At 71.0% G+C, this 19,944-nt stretch carries 18 protein-coding genes; 16 read left to right on the forward strand and 2 right to left on the reverse strand.

From position 1 onward, the window contains the following. Position 1: 1 nt before the first annotated feature. Positions 2 to 1,336, reverse strand: coding sequence for a 3-oxoacyl-ACP reductase (locus FCL41_RS06915; protein ID WP_137066778.1), 1,335 nt, complete (start codon positions 1,334 to 1,336; stop codon positions 2 to 4). Between the two features lie 255 nt (positions 1,337 to 1,591). On the opposite strand from FCL41_RS06915, the gene FCL41_RS06920 reads away from it, so the two are divergent. The 6 genes from FCL41_RS06920 (at position 1,592) to FCL41_RS06945 (ending at position 7,678) form a co-directional block, all read left to right on the forward strand. Then, positions 1,592 to 2,872 carry an acetyl-CoA C-acetyltransferase gene (locus FCL41_RS06920; RefSeq protein WP_137066779.1) on the forward strand — a complete coding sequence of 427 codons (1,281 nt, stop codon included), beginning with the start codon at positions 1,592 to 1,594 and terminating at the stop codon, positions 2,870 to 2,872. Positions 2,873 to 2,946: 74 nt separating this feature from the next. Next, positions 2,947 to 3,774: a DUF1206 domain-containing protein gene (locus FCL41_RS06925; protein ID WP_239021858.1), complete on the forward strand. Its 828-nt coding sequence runs from the start codon at positions 2,947 to 2,949 to the stop codon at positions 3,772 to 3,774. 141 nt (positions 3,775 to 3,915) lie between these two features. After that, positions 3,916 to 4,476, forward strand: a complete 561-nt coding sequence (pyrR, locus tag FCL41_RS06930; protein ID WP_137066781.1) for a bifunctional pyr operon transcriptional regulator/uracil phosphoribosyltransferase PyrR — start codon at positions 3,916 to 3,918, stop codon at positions 4,474 to 4,476. Further along, a complete protein-coding gene (locus tag FCL41_RS06935; protein WP_137066782.1) occupies positions 4,473 to 5,405 on the forward strand; it encodes an aspartate carbamoyltransferase catalytic subunit in 933 nt (310 codons plus the stop codon). Before pyrR ends, FCL41_RS06935 begins: the two co-directional genes overlap by 4 nt. After that, a complete protein-coding gene (locus tag FCL41_RS06940) occupies positions 5,402 to 6,691 on the forward strand; it encodes a dihydroorotase (protein WP_137066783.1) in 1,290 nt (429 codons plus the stop codon). The genes FCL41_RS06935 and FCL41_RS06940 overlap by 4 nt, the downstream gene beginning before the upstream one ends. Before the next feature lie 87 nt (positions 6,692 to 6,778). Further along, positions 6,779 to 7,678: an LLM class F420-dependent oxidoreductase gene (locus FCL41_RS06945; protein WP_137066784.1), complete on the forward strand. Its 900-nt coding sequence runs from the start codon at positions 6,779 to 6,781 to the stop codon at positions 7,676 to 7,678. 23 nt (positions 7,679 to 7,701) lie between these two features. Here the strand turns inward: FCL41_RS06945 and FCL41_RS06950 are convergent, their stop codons facing one another. Further along, the gene (locus FCL41_RS06950; protein WP_137066785.1) at positions 7,702 to 8,931 is read right to left on the reverse strand and encodes an acetyl-CoA hydrolase/transferase family protein; all 1,230 of its coding nucleotides are present in this window, start codon (positions 8,929 to 8,931) and stop codon (positions 7,702 to 7,704) included. A 152-nt stretch (positions 8,932 to 9,083) separates the two neighbouring features. Between FCL41_RS06950 and carA the strand changes: the two genes are divergently transcribed. From carA to coaBC, 10 genes are all read left to right on the forward strand, one after another. After that, the gene (gene carA / locus FCL41_RS06955) at positions 9,084 to 10,229 is read left to right on the forward strand and encodes a glutamine-hydrolyzing carbamoyl-phosphate synthase small subunit (protein WP_137066786.1); all 1,146 of its coding nucleotides are present in this window, start codon (positions 9,084 to 9,086) and stop codon (positions 10,227 to 10,229) included. 3 nt (positions 10,230 to 10,232) lie between these two features. Then, the gene (carB, locus tag FCL41_RS06960) at positions 10,233 to 13,544 is read left to right on the forward strand and encodes a carbamoyl-phosphate synthase large subunit (RefSeq protein WP_137066787.1); all 3,312 of its coding nucleotides are present in this window, start codon (positions 10,233 to 10,235) and stop codon (positions 13,542 to 13,544) included. After that, positions 13,541 to 14,611, forward strand: a complete 1,071-nt coding sequence (locus FCL41_RS06965; protein WP_137066788.1) for a quinone-dependent dihydroorotate dehydrogenase — start codon at positions 13,541 to 13,543, stop codon at positions 14,609 to 14,611. Before carB ends, FCL41_RS06965 begins: the two co-directional genes overlap by 4 nt. A gap of 47 nt (positions 14,612 to 14,658) precedes the next feature. Continuing rightward, entirely contained in the window at positions 14,659 to 15,435 is a 777-nt protein-coding gene (locus FCL41_RS06970; protein WP_137066789.1) for an iron-sulfur cluster-binding protein, read from the forward strand. After that, a complete protein-coding gene (locus FCL41_RS06975; RefSeq protein ID WP_137066790.1) occupies positions 15,432 to 16,265 on the forward strand; it encodes a nitronate monooxygenase in 834 nt (277 codons plus the stop codon). Before FCL41_RS06970 ends, FCL41_RS06975 begins: the two co-directional genes overlap by 4 nt. Beyond that, positions 16,262 to 17,116 carry an orotidine-5'-phosphate decarboxylase gene (gene pyrF, locus FCL41_RS06980; protein ID WP_137066791.1) on the forward strand — a complete coding sequence of 285 codons (855 nt, stop codon included), beginning with the start codon at positions 16,262 to 16,264 and terminating at the stop codon, positions 17,114 to 17,116. Before FCL41_RS06975 ends, pyrF begins: the two co-directional genes overlap by 4 nt. A gap of 145 nt (positions 17,117 to 17,261) precedes the next feature. After that, a complete protein-coding gene (gene mihF, locus FCL41_RS06985) occupies positions 17,262 to 17,582 on the forward strand; it encodes an integration host factor, actinobacterial type (RefSeq protein WP_137066792.1) in 321 nt (106 codons plus the stop codon). Between the two features lie 92 nt (positions 17,583 to 17,674). Further along, the gene (gene gmk / locus FCL41_RS06990) at positions 17,675 to 18,214 is read left to right on the forward strand and encodes a guanylate kinase (protein WP_137066911.1); all 540 of its coding nucleotides are present in this window, start codon (positions 17,675 to 17,677) and stop codon (positions 18,212 to 18,214) included. Positions 18,215 to 18,290: 76 nt separating this feature from the next. Beyond that, on the forward strand, positions 18,291 to 18,617 hold the full coding sequence (rpoZ, locus tag FCL41_RS06995; protein ID WP_137066793.1) for a DNA-directed RNA polymerase subunit omega: 327 nt from the start codon (positions 18,291 to 18,293) through the stop codon (positions 18,615 to 18,617). A gap of 44 nt (positions 18,618 to 18,661) precedes the next feature. Further along, positions 18,662 to 19,876 (forward strand): bifunctional phosphopantothenoylcysteine decarboxylase/phosphopantothenate--cysteine ligase CoaBC, encoded by a 1,215-nt coding sequence (gene coaBC, locus FCL41_RS07000; protein ID WP_137066912.1) that lies wholly within the window; start codon positions 18,662 to 18,664, stop codon positions 19,874 to 19,876. The last annotated feature ends 68 nt before the right edge of the window (positions 19,877 to 19,944 follow it).

Here is a 19,944-nt window from a genome sequence, read left to right on the forward strand (position 1 = left end):
CTCAGGCTCCGAGCATCATCTGGCCGCAGACGCGGACCACGTTGCCGTTGACCGCGGTCGAGCCGGGGGAGGCGTACCAGGCGATCGTCTCGGCGACGTCGACCGGCAGGCCGCCCTGCGACATGGCGTTGAGGCGCTGACCCACCTCGCGGGTGGCGAACGGGACGGCAGCGGTCATCGCCGTGATGATGAAGCCGGGGGCGACGGCGTTGACGGTGATGCCGTCGGTCAGGTCGTCGGCCAGGTCCTGGACCCACCCGATGACGCCCGCCTTGGAGGCGGCGTAGTTGGTCTGGCCCACGTTGCCGGCGATACCGGCGATCGACGAGACGCCGATGACGCGGCCGTTGGGGTTGATGACGCGCTGGGCGAGCAGCTCACGGGTGATCGTCGCGGGCGCGGTGAGATTGACGGCGATGACGCTGTCCCACCGGTCCTCAGCCATGTTGGCGAGCTTCTTGTCGCGGGTGATGCCGGCGTTGTGCACGACCACGTCGACGCCGCCGTGCTCGGTGGCCAGGTGGTGGGCGATCCGCTGGGCCGCATCGGGGTGGGTGATGTCGAGCGCGAGGTGGTCACCGTCGAGCTCGGCCATCAGGGTGACGAGCTCGCTGGCGGCCTGCGGCACGTCGACGCCGACCACGGTGGCGCCGTCACGGTGCAGCACCCGGGCGATCTGCTCGCCGATGCCGCGGCTGGCACCGGTGACGAGGGCGACCTTGCCCTCCAGCGGCCGACGCAGGTCGGTGACGTCGCCGGCCGACGTACGACCGCCGAGGCCGATCCGCACCACCTGGCCCGAGACGTAGGCCGACTTGGGGGAGAGGAAGAAGGAGAGGGTGGAGTCCGCGGCCCGCTCCGCGCCCGGGGCGACGTAGACCAGCTGGGCGGTGCCGCCGCGGCCGATCTCCTTGCCGAGCGAGCGTGTGAAGCCCTCCAGCGCGCGCTGGGCGATCCGGGCGTCACCCTCGAGCAGCTCCGGCGGGGTGCCCAGCACGACCACTCGCGGGCACGACGTCAGTCGGCGCATGAGGGGGGTGAAGAAGTCGCGCAGCGCGACGAGGGCCTGGGGTGACTCCAGGCCGGTGGCGTCGAAGACCAGACCCTTGTACGTCGCGCCCTCGGCGTCCTGGTCGGTCGCGGTGACCTCGAGCTCCTTGAGCTGGGCGAGGAGCTGGGGGACGAGGCGCCCCGTGCCACCGACCAGCACGGTGCCGTCCACGAAGGGAGCGCCCTCCGACCAGCGTTCGAGGCGGGTCGGGCTCGGAAGTCCGAGGTTCTTGACGAGGAACTTGCCGACGGGCGAGGAGACGAAGCCCTGGTACTTGTCGCTCATGGGGGTGGACCTCCGACGAGAGTGTGGCGTTGGATGTGGGGTGCAGGACACGAGGCACGCGGCCCGACCATGGACACCGCGGAGCGGTCACGCACAGTGTGTAACTGTAGGTGTAACTCACAGTTCGACCCGATACGTCCACCATGTGTGACGGCCTTGGAGAGCGCAAGGCTGAGACAAGAGACTGTGAAGCACAAGCACAAGACTGTGAAGTCAAAAGACTGAGACCCCAGAGACTGCGACAGGAGTCACGTGATGCAGGCCCAGACCCGCCGCGTTGCCATCATCGGCGGCAACCGGATCCCCTTCGCCCGGTCCAACACCGTCTACGCGGGTGTCTCCAACCAGGAGATGCTCACCGCCGCCATCGACGGGCTGGTCGCCCGCTTCGGCCTCGAGGGCGAGCGCGTGGGTGAGGTCGTGGCCGGGGCCGTGCTCAAGCACGCCCGCGACTTCAACCTCACCCGGGAGAGCGTGCTGGGCTCGAAGCTCAGCCCCGAGACGCCGGCGACCGACATCCAGCAGGCCTGTGGCACCGGGCTCCAGGCGGTCATCCAGGTCGCGAACAAGATCGCGCTCGGCCAGATCGACGTCGGCATCGCGGGCGGTTCGGACACCACCTCCGACGCACCGGTCGCCATCAGCGACAAGCTGCGCAAGAAGTTGATGAAGGTCAACACCGCCAAGGACACGAAGTCCAAGCTCCTGGCCCTCGGCCAGATCCGCCCGGGCGACATCGGCCTCGAGGTGCCCCAGAACTCCGAGCCCCGCACCCGGCTGTCGATGGGTGAGCACCAGGCCCTCACCACCCTCGAGTGGAAGATCAGCCGCGAGGAGCAGGACGAGCTCGCGGCCCGCTCCCACCAGAACCTCGCCCGCTCGTGGGAGGAGGGCTTCCAGGACGACCTCGTCACGCCCTTCCGCGGTGTCGAGCGCGACACCAACATGCGCGCCGACTCCACGGTGGAGAAGCTGGCGAAGCTTAAGCCCGTCTTCGGCAAGGGAGCCGCCGCCACCATGACGGCCGGCAACTCGACCCCGCTCTCCGACGGCGCCTCCGTCGTGCTCCTCGCCTCCGAGGAGTGGGCCGCTGAGCGCGGGCTTCCCGTGCTGGCCTACCTCACCGCCTACGAGACCGCCGCGGTCGACTACGTCAACGGCAACGAAGGCCTCCTGATGGCGCCGGCGTACGCCGTGCCGCGGATGCTGGAGCGCGAGGGCCTGAAGCTCCAGGACTTCGACTACTACGAGATCCACGAGGCCTTCGCCTCGCAGGTCCTGTCGACGCTGAAGGCGTGGGAGTCGCCCGTCTTCTGCTCCGAGCGACTCGGCCTGGACGCCCCCCTGGGCGAGATCGACCGCGACAAGCTCAACGTCAACGGCTCGTCGTTGGCCGCCGCGCACCCGTTCGCGGCCACTGGTGGACGCATCGTGCCGGTGCTCGCCAAGCTGCTGGACGCCAAGGGTTCCGGCCGTGGCCTGATCTCGATCTGCGCCGCTGGAGGCCAGGGCGTGGTCGCCATCCTGGAGAAGTGACCACGACCGTCCCGGCCACCGTGGAGTGACGCTGGTTGAGGTGGCTCGTTCGTGGGCAGGCTGCCGCCGTGAACATGGACTCCGTCGCCCACACGGTCAAGGGGCAGGCTGAACAGGCCCACCGCAGTCGTTGGATGGACCACCTCGCGCGCGCCGGACTCGTCGCGTACGGGGTGGTCCACCTGCTCGTGGCGTGGCTCGCGGTGCAGCTGGCCTTCGGCAACGGTGGCCGCGAGGCCTCCAGCGGTGGCGCCTTCCACGAGCTCGCGTCCCACCCCTTCGGCCGGTTCGCCCTCTGGGTCCTGGCCGTCGGCCTGGTCCTGCTCGTGGCGTGGCGCCTCCTGGACGCCGTGCTCGGCGACGACGACTCGAACGACGGTTCTGACGACGCCAAGGGGTGGGGCAAGCGCGCCGCAGCTGCGGGCAAGGCCGCCCTCTATGCGGCGCTGGCCTTCTCGGCGTTCAAGACCGCCATCGGGGCGGGTGGCGGCAAGGGCAAGTCCATGACGGCGACCGTCATGAACTGGCCCGGCGGGCAGTGGCTCGTGGTCCTGGCCGGGATGGCGGTGATCGGCTACGGCGCCTACCTCGTCCACCGGGGATGGAGCGACAAGTTCCTGGAGCACCTCGACCAGGAAGGTCGGGTGGGAGACACCGGCAAGGTGTACCGGTGGTTCGGCAAGGTGGGCCACATCGCCAAGGGGGTGTCCACCGGCATCGTCGGCATCCTGGTTGCGCACGCCGGGTGGACCCACCAGGGCAAGAAGGACCAGGGGTTGGGCGACGCCCTGAGCACCGTCCTGGAGCAGCCCTTCGGCCCGTGGCTGCTCTGCGTCATCGCGGCAGGGATCGCCTGCTACGGACTCTTCTGCTTCGCCCGCGCCCGGCACCTCGACCGCTGAGGTCGAGCTCTTGGCGCCCGCGTCCCGGTCGGAGGTGAGCCGGGGCGCGGACCCGCGTGTGGTGCGCTGGTAGTCTCCGGCGAGATCGACATCCTTTAACTAGCCGTCCCGTGAGGCGGAGAAGGAGGTCCGGCAACAGCCATGACTGATGCCCCCACCGCCGGAAGTCCCGAGGCAGCGCCTCGCACCGTGCTCGACGCCCGCGACGTCTCCCGGGCCCTCACCCGCATCTCCCACGAGATCCTCGAGCGCAACCGCGTCACGAGCGACCTCGTCCTGCTGGGGCTGCAGACCCGCGGCGTGCCGTTGGCCCGTCGCATCGCTGAGCGCATCGCCGCCGTCGAAGGCGTGGAGGTGGCCGTCGGAGAGCTCGACGTCACCCTCTACCGCGACGACCTGCGCTCGCAGCCCACGCGGCCCTCGCACCGTACCGAGATCCCGGCCACCGGGATCGACGGCAAGGTCGTGGTGCTCGTCGATGACGTGCTCTTCTCGGGCCGCACGATCCGTGCCGCCCTCGACGCCCTCGCCGACCTCGGACGGCCGGCTGCCGTGCGCCTCGCCGTCCTGGTCGACCGCGGCCACCGCGAGCTCCCCATCCGCGCCGACCACGTCGGCAAGAACCTGCCCAGCGCCCGCAGCGAACGCGTCAGCGTCCGGGTCGAGGAGATCGACGGAGACGACGAGGTGACCATCTCGTGAAGCACCTGCTCTCGATCGACGACCTCTCGGTCGACCAGATCCAGGAGATCTTCGCGACCGCCGGTGACATGCACGACGTCCAGCACCGTTCGGTCAAGAAGCTGCCGGCCCTGCGTGGCCGGACCGTGGTCAACATGTTCTTCGAGGACTCCACCCGCACACGCTCCAGCTTCGAGATCGCCGGGAAGTGGCTCTCCGCCGACGTCATCAACATCTCCGCGAAGGGTTCCTCCACCTCCAAGGGTGAGAGCCTGCGCGACACGGTGCTGACGGTCTGCGCCATGGGTGTCGACGGCCTCGTCGTCCGCCACCCCGCCAGCGGGGCTGCCCAGCAGGTCGCGGGCTGGGTCGACGCGAGCGTCGTCAATGCGGGTGACGGCATGCACGAGCACCCCACCCAAGCACTGCTCGACGCCTACACGCTCCAGCGCCGGCTCGGCTCGCTCGAGGGCAAGCACGTTGCGATCATCGGCGACCTGACGCACAGCCGGGTCTTCCGCTCCAACGTCCAGTGCCTCACCAAGCTCGGGGCCGAGGTCACGGTCGTCGCTCCGCCGACCCTGATGCCGAGTGGGGTCGGGCCGTGGTCCGAGAGCGCGGGCTTCGCGACCTCGTACGACGTCGACGAGGTGCTGCCGCACGCCGACGCGGTGATGATGCTGCGGGTGCAGCGCGAGCGCATGTCGGGCGGCTACTTCCCGACGGCGCGCGAGTACACGGTCGGCTACGGCCTGACGCGTGACCGTCTGGCGACGCTCCACCCTGACGTGCCGATCTGCCACCCCGGCCCCATGAACCGGGGCCTCGAGATCGCCGCCGACGCCGCCGACGCGGCCCAGTCGGCCATCCTCGACCAGGTCTCCGCCGGACTCGCCGTGCGGATGGCCGTGCTCTACCACCTGCTTGCCGGAGAGGAGTCCAGCGCGTGAGCCTGCTGATCAAGGGGGCCGCGCTGTTCGGCACCGAGACCTCTGACCTGCTCGTGGTCGACGGTCGCATCGCTGCCGTCGGCAGCGACGCCGCGTCGCAGGCGCCTGCGGGCGTGGAGACCTTGGACGCTGACGGACTCGTCGCGCTGCCGGGCCTCGTCGACCTGCACACGCACCTGCGCCAGCCCGGTCGGGAGGACGCCGAGACGGTGCTCACCGGGTCGCAGGCCGCTGCCGTGGGTGGCTACACCGCCGTGCTCGCCATGGCGAACACCACCCCGGTCACCGACACCGCCGAGGCGGCCTTGCGGGTCTGGGAGCTCGGCCGCGAGGCCGGGCTGGTCGACGTGCAGCCGGTGGGCGCCGTGACCAAGGGACTGGCCGGCGAGGAGCTCGCCGAGCTCGGTCTGATGGCTCGCTCCGCCGCTCGGGTCCGGGTCTTCTCCGACGACGGCAAGTGCGTGCACGACGCCCGCGTGATGCGCCGGGCACTGGAGTACGTGAAGGCCTTCGGTGGCGTGGTCTCGCAGCACTCGCAGGACCCTGCCCTGGCCGGCCCGGGCGCGTGCTGCCACGAGGGCGAGGTCTCCGGTCGTCTCGGACTGGCCGGCTGGCCGGGCATCGCGGAGGAGGTCATCGTGGCCCGCGACGTGATGCTGGCCAAGCACACCGGCTCGCGCGTCCACGTCGCCCACGTCTCCTCGGCAGGCTCCATCGACGTGATCCGCTGGGCCAAGGCGCAGGGCATCGACGTCACCTGCGAGGTGACGCCGCACCACCTGGTCCTCACCACCGACCTGCTCGTCGGCTACGACCCGGTCTACAAGGTCAACCCGCCGCTGCGCCCCACCGAGGACGTGCTCGCCCTGCGCGAGGCCCTGGCCGACGGCACCATCGACGCGGTCGCCACCGACCACGCGCCGCACGCCCGCCATGACAAGGAGCACGCCTTCGTCGACGCCGCCTTCGGCATGCTCGGCCTGGAGACCGCGCTCGGGGTCGTACGCACCGCGATGGACGACGACTTCGACTGGAACGACATTGCCCGCGTCATGTCGCGCACCCCGGCACGGATCGCCGGCCTCGACGACCATGGCGGTCAGCTGGCTCCCGGTGAGGCCGCCCACGTCACGTTGGTCGACCCGACGGCGCGCGTCACCGTCGACCGGGCCGCCTCGGTCTCGCTGTCGCGCAACAACCCGTGGCACGGCCACGAGCTGACCTCGCGCGTGGTGCACACCGTCTTCGGTGGCAAGGTGACCGTGCGCGACGGCGCCCTGGCCTGAATCCGGCTCGAACCCGGCCTGAACCCCCGGCGTACGCCCGTTCCCGCTGGGGTGGTCCGTGCGCCGCGGGGTGGGCAGGATGGGCCCATGCGCATCGGACAGCAGGTCGCCCGTTTCACCTGGCCGGGGTCGCCGGGCTCCATCGGCCCCACCTTCGCCTCGATGGCACGGTGGTCGGAGGCCGCCGGCGTCGAGAGCCTCTGGGTGATGGACCACTTCTGGCAGATCGCCCAGATCGGTCCGCCGGAGGAGGAGATGCTGGAGGCCTACACGACCCTGGGCTTCGCCGCCGGCGTCACCTCTCGCATCGAGCTCGGCGCCATGGTCACCGCGGCGACGGTGCGCAACCCCGCGCTGTTGGTGAAGACCGTCACGACACTGGACGTCCTCTCCGGCGGGCGCGCCTGGCTGGGCATCGGCGCTGCGTGGTTCGAGGAGGAGAACCGCGGCTACGGCCTCGACTTCCCGCCCACCGCCGAACGCTTCGTCCGGCTCGAGGACACACTGCGCCTGTCGCGTCAGATGTGGTCCGGCGACGACTCTCCCTTCGTGGGTGAGGGGTTCACCGCGCCGCGCCCGCTCAACGTGCCGCAGCCCGTGCGTACGCCGCCGATCCTGATCGGCGGGGTGGGGGAGCGCAAGACGCTCCGCTACGTGGCCAAGTACGCCGACGCGACCAACATCTTCGACGGCGGCCCCGACTTCGTGGCCCAGAAGCTGGGGGTGCTCCGCCAGCACTGCGAGGCGGAGGGACGCGACTACGACGAGATCCGCAAGACCGTGCTCACCCGGATCAGCCTCAGCGAGCGCAGTGGCGAGAAGGTCGCCTCGGGCGAGGAGACGATGTCGCTCGAGCAGGCCGTCGACAAGCTCGGCTCGCTGGCCGAGGTCGGGGTGGACACCGCGATCATCGGGATGGGCAACGACACCGACCAGGGCACGTACGACCTCCTCGCGCAGCTGGTGGAACACGTCGCGTCGCTCTGAGGCCCCGTCGCTCTGCGGGGGAGTCAGGCGAGGCCGAGGTTGCCCGCCTCCTCCCACAGCTCGTCGCGGACGTCGGGGTGCGCGGCCTGGGTGATCAGGTTGGCGGCCTGCTCCTTCTCGCTGCGCCCGGAGAGCTGGGCCAGCCCTTGCTCGGTCACCACCGCGCTGTGCTGGAAGGACGTGACCGGCTCGTCGACGAGCGGCACGATGGTGGAGACGTCGGCGCGCGGGTGCCAGCTGCGCAGCGCCATGAAGGCCTGTCCGCCGGAGGAGTGCGTCGCCCCGACCGTGAAGTCGGTCTGACCACCGAACCCGCTGTAGATCCGGGCCTTGATCCGTGAGGCGTTGGCCTGGTCGAAGAGGTCGACCTGCAGCGCCGTGTTGATCGACGTCATCGCCGGCTGCTGGGCGATCAGCGCCGGAGCGTTGGTCACCTCCGTACGCCGCATCCGCACTCGAGGGTTGCGGTCGAGCCAGGCGTACAGCTCCTCGCTGCCGAAGATGAACGAGGAGACGATCTCCACGTCACGGTCGAGGACGCCGCGGCGTTCGAGCGCGAGCACCCCGTCGGAGAACATCTCGGTCCAGATGCGCAGGTCCTGTCGATCGGTCAACCGGGCCATCGTCGCGTCGGGCACCTCGCCGATCCCGGCCTGAAGGGTCGAGCCGTCCCGCACCTCGCGAGCGACCCGGGCGCCGATCTGGATCGCGTCGTCGCCGGGCGGTGCGGTGGTGTGGGAGGCGAGCGGCTCGTCGACCTCGACACCCAGGTCGACGGCCGCGAGGTCGATCTCGGCGTCCCCGAAGGTCCACGGCATGCGCGGGTTCATCTGCGCCACCACCAGGGCGCCACGAGCGCGGGCCGCCTCGATCGCCGCGGGGAGGATGTTGACCTCCAGGCCCAGGGAGACCTTCCCCTCGCGGGGGAGCGTCGTGTGGACGACCACCACGTCGGGAGGAAGGGCTCGGGAGAAGAGCGTCGGCACGGTCGACAGGCGTGCCGGCACGTAGGAGAGGCGAGGGTGGCGGCGTACGCCCGGCCCCACGAAGCAGGTCTCGGGCACGACACCTTCGTGCAGCTCGAGGCCCGGTTGCTGGTTGAGCGCGTGGAGCCTGACCCGTTCCAGCGCTCCCAGCAGTGGGGCGAGGACGGTGCTGGGCGTGGCGAAGTTGCCACTGGCCACCACCCGTTGTTCCCCGGGCCCGAGAGCCTGGGCGCGATGGACGAGTTCCTCCGTGGTGACGATCTGCACATGTCCACCTTGGCACGTCCTGGCCGGTTGCGCGCCCCGGCACGGTCCAAGGGCGGTGTCGACGTCGGGGGAGCGGCTCCTCGCTGGTAAGGTTCGAGACGCTCACACATCCTTTAACGATCCGTCCTGTGAGGCGGAGAAGGAGGTCAGGCGTGCCTCTGCATGCCCCCAAGTCCGCGCTCCTCGTCCTCGAGGACGGACGCGTCTTCCACGGTGAGTCCTTCGGTGCCGAGGGTGAGACCTTCGGCGAGGCCGTCTTCTCGACCGGCATGACCGGTTACCAGGAGACGTTGACCGACCCGTCGTACCACCGTCAGGTCGTCGTCATGACGGCCCCGCACGTCGGCAACACCGGGATGAACGACGAGGACCCGGAGTCCTCGCGCATCTGGGTCGCCGGCTACGTCGTGCGCGACCCCGCCCGCGTGCCCTCGAACTGGCGCTCGCAGCGCACGCTCGACGACTCGTTGCGCGAGCAGGGCGTCGTCGGCATCTCCGGCATCGACACCCGAGCGCTCACCCGTCACCTGCGCGAGCGGGGGGCGATGCGCGTCGGCATCTCGACCCTCGACACCGACCCGGACGTGCTGCTGGAGAAGGTCAAGGCATCCGCCGAGATGACCGGAGCCAACCTCTCCGAGGCCGTCACCACTGCTCAGGCGTACGTCGTGCCCGCGGTGGGCGAGAAGCGCTTCACCGTCGCCGCCGTGGACCTCGGCCTCAAGGCGAACACGCCGCGGATGATGGCCGAGCGCGGCATCGAGGTGCACGTGCTGCCCGCCGACGCCTCGATCGACGACGTCCTCGCGGTCAGCCCCGACGGCCTCTTCTTCTCCAACGGCCCGGGCGACCCGGCTGCGACGACCGCCCAGGTCGCGCTCCTGCAGGACGCGCTCGCCCGGGAGCTGCCCTACTTCGGCATCTGCTTCGGCAACCAGCTCTTCGGCCGGGCCCTGGGCTTCGGCACCTACAAGCTGAAGTACGGCCACCGCGGCATCAACCAGCCGGTGATGGACCGCACCACCGGCAAGGTCGAGGTCACCGCGCACAACCACGGTTTCGCCGTCGACGCCCCGCTGGACGCCGCCACCGAGACCCCGTACGGCACCGCGACGGTCTCGCACGTCTGCCTCAACGACGACGTGGTCGAGGGGCTGGAGCTCCGCGACGCCGCGGGCCAGCTCAGGTCGTTCTCGGTGCAGTACCACCCCGAGGCGGCGGCCGGTCCGCACGACGCCTCGTACCTGTTCGACCGTTTCTGCGACCTGATGGCCGCCAGCACCACCCAGGAGGCCTGATCCATGCCGAAGCGTGAAGACATCAAGTCCGTCCTCGTCATCGGCTCGGGCCCGATCGTCATCGGTCAGGCCTGCGAGTTCGACTACTCGGGCACCCAGGCTTGCCGCATCCTCAAGGAGGAGGGCCTGCGGGTCATCCTCGTCAACTCCAACCCGGCCACGATCATGACCGACCCGGAGTTCGCCGACGCCACCTACGTCGAGCCGATCACCCCGGAGTTCGTCGAGAAGGTCATCGCCAAGGAGCGGCCCGACGCGATCCTGCCGACCCTCGGTGGGCAGACCGCCCTCAACACGGCCACCGCGCTGCACGAGAACGGCGTCCTGGCCAAGTACGACGTCGAGATGATCGGGGCCTCGTTCGAGGCCATCCACCGCGGCGAGAACCGCGAGCTCTTCAACGACATCGTGCGCAAGGTCGGTGGCGAGGTCTGCCGCTCCTTCGTCTGCCACTCGATGGAAGAGGTCGAGAAGGCCACCGAGGAGCTCGGCTTCCCCGTCGTCATCCGTCCGTCCTTCACCATGGGTGGACTCGGCTCGGGCATCGCCTTCGACGCCGACGACCTGCACCGGATCGCCGGCGCCGGCCTCTCGGCCTCCCCGACGACCGAGGTCCTCATCGAGGAGTCGATCCTCGGGTGGAAGGAGTACGAGCTGGAGGTGATGCGCGACAAGAACGACAACGTCGTCATCATCTGCTCGATCGAGAACTTCGACCCGGTCGGCGTCCACACCGGTGACTCGATCACCGTCGCCCCAGCGATGACGCTCACCGACCGCGAGTACCAGCACCTGCGCGACCTGGCGATCGCCGTCATCCGCGAGGTCGGCGTCGACACCGGTGGCTGCAACATCCAGTACGCGGTCAACCCGGAGAACGGGCGCGTCATCGTCATCGAGATGAACCCGCGCGTCTCGCGCTCCTCGGCCCTGGCGTCGAAGGCGACCGGCTACCCGATCGCGAAGATCGCCGCCAAGGTCGCGATCGGCTACACCCTCGACGAGATCGAGAACGACATCACCTCGGGGCCGCAGGGCTCGACCGCAGCCTCCTTCGAGCCGACGCTCGACTACGTCGTGGTGAAGGTCCCGCGCTTCGCCTTCGAGAAGTTCCCCACCGCCGACTCCACGCTGACCACCCACATGAAGTCGGTCGGTGAGGCGATGGCGATCGGGCGCAACTTCTCCGAGGCCCTCAACAAGGCCCTGCGCTCGATGGAGTCGAAGGGCTCGCAGTTCTCGTGGAGCGGCGAGCCCGGCGACAAGGACGCCATCCTGGAGGACGTCAAGCGTCCCCACGACGGCCGCATCCAGAAGCTGATGCTGGCCATCCGCGCCGGCGCCACGCCCGAGGAGATCTTCGACGCCACCAAGATCGACCCCTGGTACGTCGACCAGCTCTTCCTGGTCAACGAGGTGGCCCAGGCGGTCGCCGGCGCCGAGGAGCTCGACGCAGCCACCTTGCGCCTGGCCAAGCGCCACGGTCTGTCCGACGCCCAGGTCGCCCAGATCCGAGGACTGGGCGAGGCCGAGGTGCGCGCGCTGCGCCACTCGCTCGGCGTACGCCCGGTCTACAAGACGGTCGACACCTGCGCGGCCGAGTTCGAGGCCCGGACGCCGTACTACTACTCCTCGTACGACGAGGAGAGCGAGGTCGCTCCCCGCGAGCGCGAGGCAGTGATCATCCTCGGGTCGGGACCCAACCGGATCGGCCAGGGCATCGAGTTCGACTACTCCTGCGTGCACGCCGCTCAGGAGCTGTCGAAGGCCGGCTACGAGACCATCATGGTCAACTGCAACCCCGAGACCGTCTCGACCGACTACGACACCGCCGACCGGCTCTACTTCGAGCCGCTCACCCTGGAGGACGTGCTCGAGATCGTCGAGGCCGAGCGCGCCGCAGGCCCGATCGCGGGCGTCGTGGCGACGCTGGGCGGACAGACCCCACTGGGTCTGGCCCAGGGCCTGCAGGACGCCGGGGTCACGATCGTGGGCACCAGCCCCGAGGCGATCGACCTGGCCGAGGAGCGCGGCGCCTTCGGCCGCATCCTGGCCGATGCGGGGCTCACCGCACCGAAGCACGGCACGGCGGTCTCGTTCGAGGACGCTCGCGCCATCGCCCACGAGATCGGCTACCCGGTCCTGGTCCGCCCGTCGTACGTCCTGGGCGGTCGCGGCATGCAGATCGTCTACTCCGACGACACGCTGGAGACCTACCTCGAGGCCGCCACCGAGCTGATCAGCGAGGAGCGGCCAGTCCTGATCGACCGGTTCATCGACGACGCCGTGGAGATCGACGTCGACGCCCTGTACGACGGCGAGGAGCTCTTCCTCGGCGGCGTGATGGAGCACATCGAGGAAGCCGGCATCCACTCCGGTGACTCCTCCTGCGCGCTGCCGCCGATCACCCTGGGACGCAGCGAGATCGAGCGCATCCGCACGGCCACCGAGGCGATCGCCTCCGGGGTCGGGGTGCGCGGCCTGATCAACATCCAGTTCGCCATCGGCGCCGACGTCCTCTACGTCATCGAGGCCAACCCGCGCGCCTCGCGCACGGTCCCGTTCGTCTCGAAGGCCACCGGCACCTCGCTGGCCAAGGCGGCCTCCCGGGTCATGCTCGGTGCTTCGATCGCCGAGCTGCGGGCCGAGGGCCTGCTCCCGGCGACCGGCGACGGTGGCCTGCTGCCTGCCGACTCCCCGGTCGCGGTCAAGGAGGCGGTCCTCCCGTTCAACCGCTTCCGCACCCATGACGGCCAGTTCGTCGACACGGTGCTGGGCCCGGAGATGAAGTCGACCGGTGAGGTCATGGGCTTCGACGCCGACTTCGGCACCGCGTTCGCCAAGGCGCAGGCCGGCTCGTTCGGTCCGCTGCCGGTCGAGGGCAAGGTGTTCATCTCGATCGCCAACCGCGACAAGCGCACGATGATCTTCCCGGCCCGCGTCCTGGCCGACTACGGCTTCGAGCTGCTGGCCACCGAAGGCACGGCCGAGGTGCTGCGTCGCAACGGCATCACCTCCACCGTGGTGCGCAAGCACTCCTCGGGCATCGGCCCGGACGGTGAGAAGACCATCGTGGGCATGATCCAGGACGGTGAGATCGACCTGATCGTCAACACCCCGAACGGCTCCGCCACCGGCGCGCGCCACGACGGGTACGAGATCCGCGCTGCCGCCGTACTCACCGGCACCCCCTGCATCACCACGGTCCAGGGCGCCGCAGCCGCGGTCCAGGGCATCGCTGCCCTGCGCAGCGGTGACATCGGGGTCCGCTCCCTCCAGGAGTGGGCCGCGATCACCCGTCCCACGGCCGGATGACCGGCGTGGGGGGCCTCGCAGGCAAGGCGTACGACCAGCTCTTCACCCAGGTCTTCACGCGCACGGATCCCGAGTGGATCCACCACAAGGCGTTCGCCGCTGTCCGCGCCGCCCGCCCGCTCACGCAGCGGATGGTCGGCGCGGGCACCGCGCAGCTGGGCGAGCCGGTCGAGGCCATGGGCATCCGGTTCCCGCACGTCCTGGGCCTGGCCGCCGGTTTCGACAAGAACGCCGTCGGTGTCGACGCACTGGCGGCCCTCGGGTTCGGCCACGTGGAGATCGGCACGGTGACCGGGGAGCCGCAGCCCGGCAACCCGACCCCGCGGCTCTTCCGCCTGCCGGAGGACCGCGCGATCATCAACCGGATGGGCTTCAACAACGACGGCGCCGAGGCGGTCGCCCGTCGGCTCGCCGCGCGTACTGCCTCCGGCAAGGTGTCCGACGTCGTGCTGGGCGTCAACATCGGCAAGACCAAGGTCGTCCCGGAGTCCGACGCCATCGCCGACTACGAGAAGTCGACGGGCCTGCTCGCCCCCCACGCCGACTACCTGGTGGTCAACGTCTCCTCGCCCAACACGCCCGGACTGCGTGACCTCCAGGCCGTCGAGAAGCTCGAGCCGCTGCTGCGGGCCGTACGCCGGCGCGCCGACGAGGTGACGGGGGAGCGCCGCGTCCCGCTGCTGGTCAAGATCGCCCCCGACCTCAGCGACGAGGACGTCGTGGCGGTCGCCGACATGGCCGGCGCAGTCGGCCTCGACGGGATCATCGCGACCAACACCACGATCAGTCGTGACGCCCTGCGCTCCGACCCGGCGAAGGTCGCCGAGGTCGGCGCCGGTGGCCTGTCGGGTCGTCCCCTGACCCAGCGTTCGCTCGCGGTCATGCGTCTGCTGCGCGAACGGGTGGGGCCGGACATGACGCTGGTCGGCGTCGGCGGCATCACCACGGTCGAGGACGCCCGTGCTCGACTCGAGGCCGGTGCCACCCTGCTCCAGGGCTACACCGCCTTCGTCTACGAGGGACCGCTGTGGCCCCGCCGGATCGTGAGCGGTCTGGCGCGCGGGTGACGGGGGCCGCCACCTCCGCCCCGGGACCCCTGCGTGTCCGGGGGGAAGTGCTGGCCGTCGGTCGCGCCGGGGCGTTCCGCGTCCTGAGCCTGGCGGCGCCGGGCGTGCCAGCGGCCTTCCGGCCCGGCACCTTCGTGGTCGCCTCCCCAGGTGACGACCGCCTGGCTGCGCGAGCCTGGTGGATCCACCGGGTCGACCCCGCGAGTGCCTTCGGCCCCACCATCGAGGTCGTCGTCGACCCCGGCAGCCCTTCCGGCGCGTGGTTCGCCGACCTGGCCGTGGGCACCCGGATCGCCCTCACCGGGCCGCTGGGGCGCCCCTTCACCCTGCCCCGGCAGCCCGTCGCGGCGTTGCTGGTGGGGGAGGGGCACGCCGTCGCGCCGCTGCTGGCGCTCGCCGAGCGCCTCCGGGCCCGCGAGTGCCCGGTGACCCTCCTGGTGGGGGCACGCGACGAGAAGCACCTCCTGGCCGTGCGTGAGGCGAGGCGCCTGGTCCGTCAGGTCGTCGTCGTCACCGAGGACGGGTCGGTGGGCCACCGTGGCGTCGTCGCCGACCACGTGGGCTCGTTGCTCGCCTCCTCGTCGGCAGGCGTGCTCTACACCGCAGGGCGCCCGGACGCCGTACGTGCCGTGGCCTCGATCGCCGCCTCGTCCGACGTCCCCAGCCAGGTCGCGCTCGAGGTGCCCATGCCCTGCGGCACCGGCCTGTGCCACGGGTGCGTCGTCGCCGTCGTGGGGGACGACGCCGTCCCGCGCCAGGTACGGGCCTGCACCGAGGGGCCGGTCCTGCCCGGCCACCGGATCGACTGGGAGGCCCTGCCGTGAGCGCGCCCGGCCTCGGCGCGCTCCGCCTCGACCACCCGGTCATGGTCGCGTCGGGGTGCGGCGGCACGGGGCGCGAGCTGGCGCCCTTCGTCGACCTGGACGGCCTCGGGTTCGTCACCCGCACCCTGACCCGCCACCCGCACCCGGGAGGGGCGATGCCGAGGGTGGTGGAGTCGCCCAGCGGGCTGCTGCACGCCGTGGGGCTCCACAACCCGGGCCTGGAGGTCTTCCTCGCCGAGGAGCTGCCCTGGCTGGTGCGCGCCGGGGCCCGCGTCGTCGTCTCCTTCTGCGCGTCGACGCTCGGTGAGTACGCCGAGCTCACCCACCTGCTGGCAAGTGCGCCGGGACTGGTCGGCGTCGAGGTCAACCTGTCCTCACCCGACGCCGACGGCGTCGGTGCCTTCGACGCGCGCGAGCCGTTCCACGCCGCCTCCGCCGTGGCAGCCGTACGCCGCGAGCTCCCCGCCGACCTGGCGCTGCTGGTGAAGGTGCGTCCTGACCCCGTGCGGGTCGTCGAGACCGCCCGCGCCGTGCGCGACGCCGGGGCCGGTGCCGTGGTGGTCGGGGGAGCGCTGGCCGCCGCGATGCCGGACGGCCGCCCGGCCGGGCTGAGCGGTCCCGCCGTGCGCCCCGTGGCGACGGCAGCCGTCCGCACGCTCGTACGCACCGCTCCGGAGATCCCGGTCGTCGCCTGCGGGGGCATCACGACGTCCGAGCACGTGCGGGACTACCTGGCGGCCGGTGCGGTGGCCGTCCAGGTCGGCACCGGCCTGCTGCACGACCCCACCCTGATCACCCGGCTCGTCCACGACCTCGAGGAGACCTCATGACCACCGCCGCGACGCCCCAGCCCCTCGCGCCCTTCGGCGCGCGCCTGCACCGCTCCATCGGTGAACGTGGTCGGCTCTGCGTGGGCATCGACCCCCACCCCTCGCTGCTCCAGGCGTGGGGGCTCGACGACGACGTGGCCGGACTCGAGCGGTTCGCCCTGACGGTGGCCGAGGCGCTGGCACCGGAGGTCTCCGTGCTCAAGCCGCAGAGCGCGTTCTACGAGCGCTTCGGCAGCCGCGGCGTCGCCGTGCTGGAGCGGGTCGTCGAGGTGGCTCGTCAGGGTGGCGCCCTGGTCTGCATGGACGTGAAGCGCGGTGACATCGGATCGACCACCCAGGCCTACGCCGACGCCTACCTCGACCCCCGTTCGCCGCTCTTCTCCGACGCGGTCACCGCCAGCCCCTTCCTGGGCTTCGGCTCGCTGACCCCGATGGTCGAGACCGCCCGGCGCCACGGCGCCGGCCTCTTCGTGCTGGCGCTGACGTCCAACCCGGAGGGGCACGAGGTGCAGCGCGCCACGGCCGCCGACGGGCGTACGGTCGCGGCGACGGTGCTCGACTCCCTGCGTGAGCTCAACGCGGGCGCGGAGCCGCTCGGCAGCTTCGGCCCCGTGGTGGGCGCCACCATCGACGACGCGGGCACCGACCTCGACGTCAACGGACCGATCCTGGTGCCGGGCTACGGCGCCCAGGGCGGGACGGTGGAGGACATGCGGCGCATCTTCGGTGCGACCGCCCGCGCGGTGATCCCCAGCACCAGCCGCGGGGTCCTCGCGGCCGGTCCCGAGGCCGCAGCACTGGTCGCGGCTGCGCGCCGGGCCAACGACGACGTGGCCGCCCTCGACCGCTGATCCGGCGTGGCCCACAATGGGAGCTGACCCCCACGGCCAGCCGCCCCGGACCCGGGCACCTGGTTGCGGCACCCGGATCACGGGTGACTAGATTGACCCAGCCGCTCGGCGCGGCCCCCCACCGACGACGACGAGGAACACCGACGTGGCACTGCCCCAGCTCACCCCCGAACAGCGTCAGGCGGCGCTCGACAAGGCGGCGGCATCTCGCCGGGAGCGGGCCGAGGTGAAGAACCGACTCAAGAATTCCGGAGCCTCGATCATCGACGTGATCCGCGAGGGTCAGGTGAACGAGGTCGTCGGCAAGATGCGCGTGATCGACCTGCTCCAGGCGATGCCGGGTCTGGGCAAGGTGCGGGCCACCGCCCTGATGGAGCGCCTCGCGATCGCCGAGAGCCGTCGGGTGCGCGGGCTGGGCGTCAAGCAGATCGCCGCGCTCGAGCGCGAGTTCTCCGACGGCGCGTGAACGCCGTGAACGCTGCTGACGACACAGCGACCACCGCCCGGGCGAGCGAGACCCCGGCAGCGCCCGAGGCGAAGGCCCCGTCGCGACTCGTCGTGCTGGCCGGCCCGACTGCCGTCGGCAAGGGGACCGTCGCCGCGCGGATGCGCGACGCCAACCCCGACGTCTGGATCTCCGTCAGCGCCACCACGCGCGCCCCGCGCCCCGGCGAGGTGGACGGCGTGCACTACCTGTTCGTCTCCGACGAGGAGTTCGACCGGATGATCGAGCAGGGCGAGCTGCTCGAGTGGGCCGTGGTCCACAAGGCCGCCCGCTACGGCACGCCGCGCCGCCCGGTCGAGGAGGCGCTGAAGGCCGGTCGCCCCGCGATGCTGGAGATTGACCTCCAGGGCGCGCGCCAGGTCCGCCAGACCATGCCCGAGGCTCTCTTCGTCTTCCTGGCGCCTCCGTCGTTCGAGGAGCTGGAGCGCCGCCTGGTCGGCCGCGGCACCGAGACCGAGGCGGAACGGACCCGCCGGCTCGAGACCGCGCGCGAGGAACTGGCCGCCGAGAGTGAGTTCGACGTCACCATCGTCAACCACGAAGTTCCCGCTGCCGTGGATGAATTGGTAGCCTTGATCCGGTCTGGGTCGTGAGACCCGCCAACGAACGTGCACGACTGCCGTACGCCGCACCGCGTACGGCCCACTACGAACATCTGCGAGGCCACGCGTGTCTGCTCCCCTGATCGATGCCGAGGGCGTCACCAACCCCTCGATCGACGACCTGCTCACCAAGACCGACAGCAAGTACAAGCTGGTCCTCTACAGCGCCAAGCGCGCCCGCCAGATCAACGCCTACTACTCGCAGCTCGGCGAAGGCCTGCTCGAGTACGTCGGCCCCCTCGTGGACACCCACGTCCAGGAGAAGCCGCTCAGCATCGCGCTGCGCGAGATCAACGAGGACCTGCTCACCTGCGAGGACGTCGACCCGGCTGAGCTGGCCGCCGAGGCTGCAGCCCAGTCTGCTGCCCAGTCTGAGGCTGCTCACTCCGAGTGACCTCACCGGTGACCACGACCGCGCCGGCCGCACCCCCCACCGGGATGCGGCCGCGTGTCGTCCTCGGGGTCAGTGGCGGCATCGCCGCGTACAAGGCCTGCGAGCTCCTCCGTCGCTTCACGGAGTCGGGCCACGACGTCACCGTCGTCCCGACGGCCGCCGCCCTCGAGTTCGTGGGAGCCCCGACGTGGGCCGCGCTGTCGGGCAAGCCCGTCTCGACCGACGTGTGGGCCAGCGTCCACGAGGTGCCGCACGTACGCATCGGCCAGCAGGCCGACCTCGTCGTCGTCGCCCCCGCCACCGCTGACGTGATGGCCAAGGCGGCCCACGGCCTGGCCGACGACCTGCTGACCAACACGCTGCTCACAGCTCGCTGCCCGGTGGTCTTCGCCCCCGCGATGCACACCGAGATGTGGGAGCACCCGGCCACGCAGGCCAACGTCGCGACCCTGCGCGAGCGTGGCGCGGTCGTCATCGAGCCGGCCGAGGGTCGCCTCACCGGCAAGGACACCGGCAAGGGCCGGTTGCCCGAGCCCGCCGAGATCTTCGAGACGAGCGTCCAGGTGCTCGCCCGCGGCGTCGGTTCCGCCGACCTGGCGGGGCGTCACGTCCTCGTCTCGGCCGGAGGCACCCGCGAGTACCTCGACCCGGTCCGTTTCCTGGGCAACCGCTCCTCGGGCCTTCAGGGGTACGCCCTGGCCCGCGCCGCCGCCGCCCGGGGCGCCCGGGTGACGTTGGTGGCCGCCAACGTGACGCTCCCGGACCCCGCCGGCGTACGGGTCGTGCGCGTCGAGACGACCAACGAGCTGCGCGAGGCCGTGCTCGCCGCCGCACCCGAGGCCGACGCCGTGGTCATGGCCGCGGCCCCGGCCGACTTCCGGCCCACCACGACGAGCGAGGCCAAGATCAAGAAGGCCTCCGACGGCTCCGCCCCCGCGGTGCACCTCGAGCAGAACCCCGACATCCTCGCCGAGATCTCGCACGAGCGTCACCGCGACGACCAGGTCGTCGTCGGGTTCGCCGCCGAGACAGGCGACGACACCGGCAGCGTCCTCGAGCTCGGGCGGGCCAAGCTCGCCCGCAAGGGCTGCGACCTGCTCGTGGTCAACGACGTCAGCGGGGGAGCGGTCTTCGGAGCCGAGGACAACGCGGCGGTGATCCTCAGCGCGTCGGGCGACGCCGTCGAGGTCGAGCGGGCGTCGAAGACCACCGTGGCCCACGCCATCTGGGACCAGGTCGTGCGTCGATTCGTGATGTGAGACGCCTTTCTTGCATGCTGGAACTTCTTTAGGCTTGCAGGTCCACCAATCACCCTGGGGAGAGAGTC

It is taken from the genome of Nocardioides jishulii (genome assembly GCF_006007965.1).
Classification (GTDB): Bacteria; Actinomycetota; Actinomycetes; order Propionibacteriales; family Nocardioidaceae; genus Nocardioides; species Nocardioides jishulii.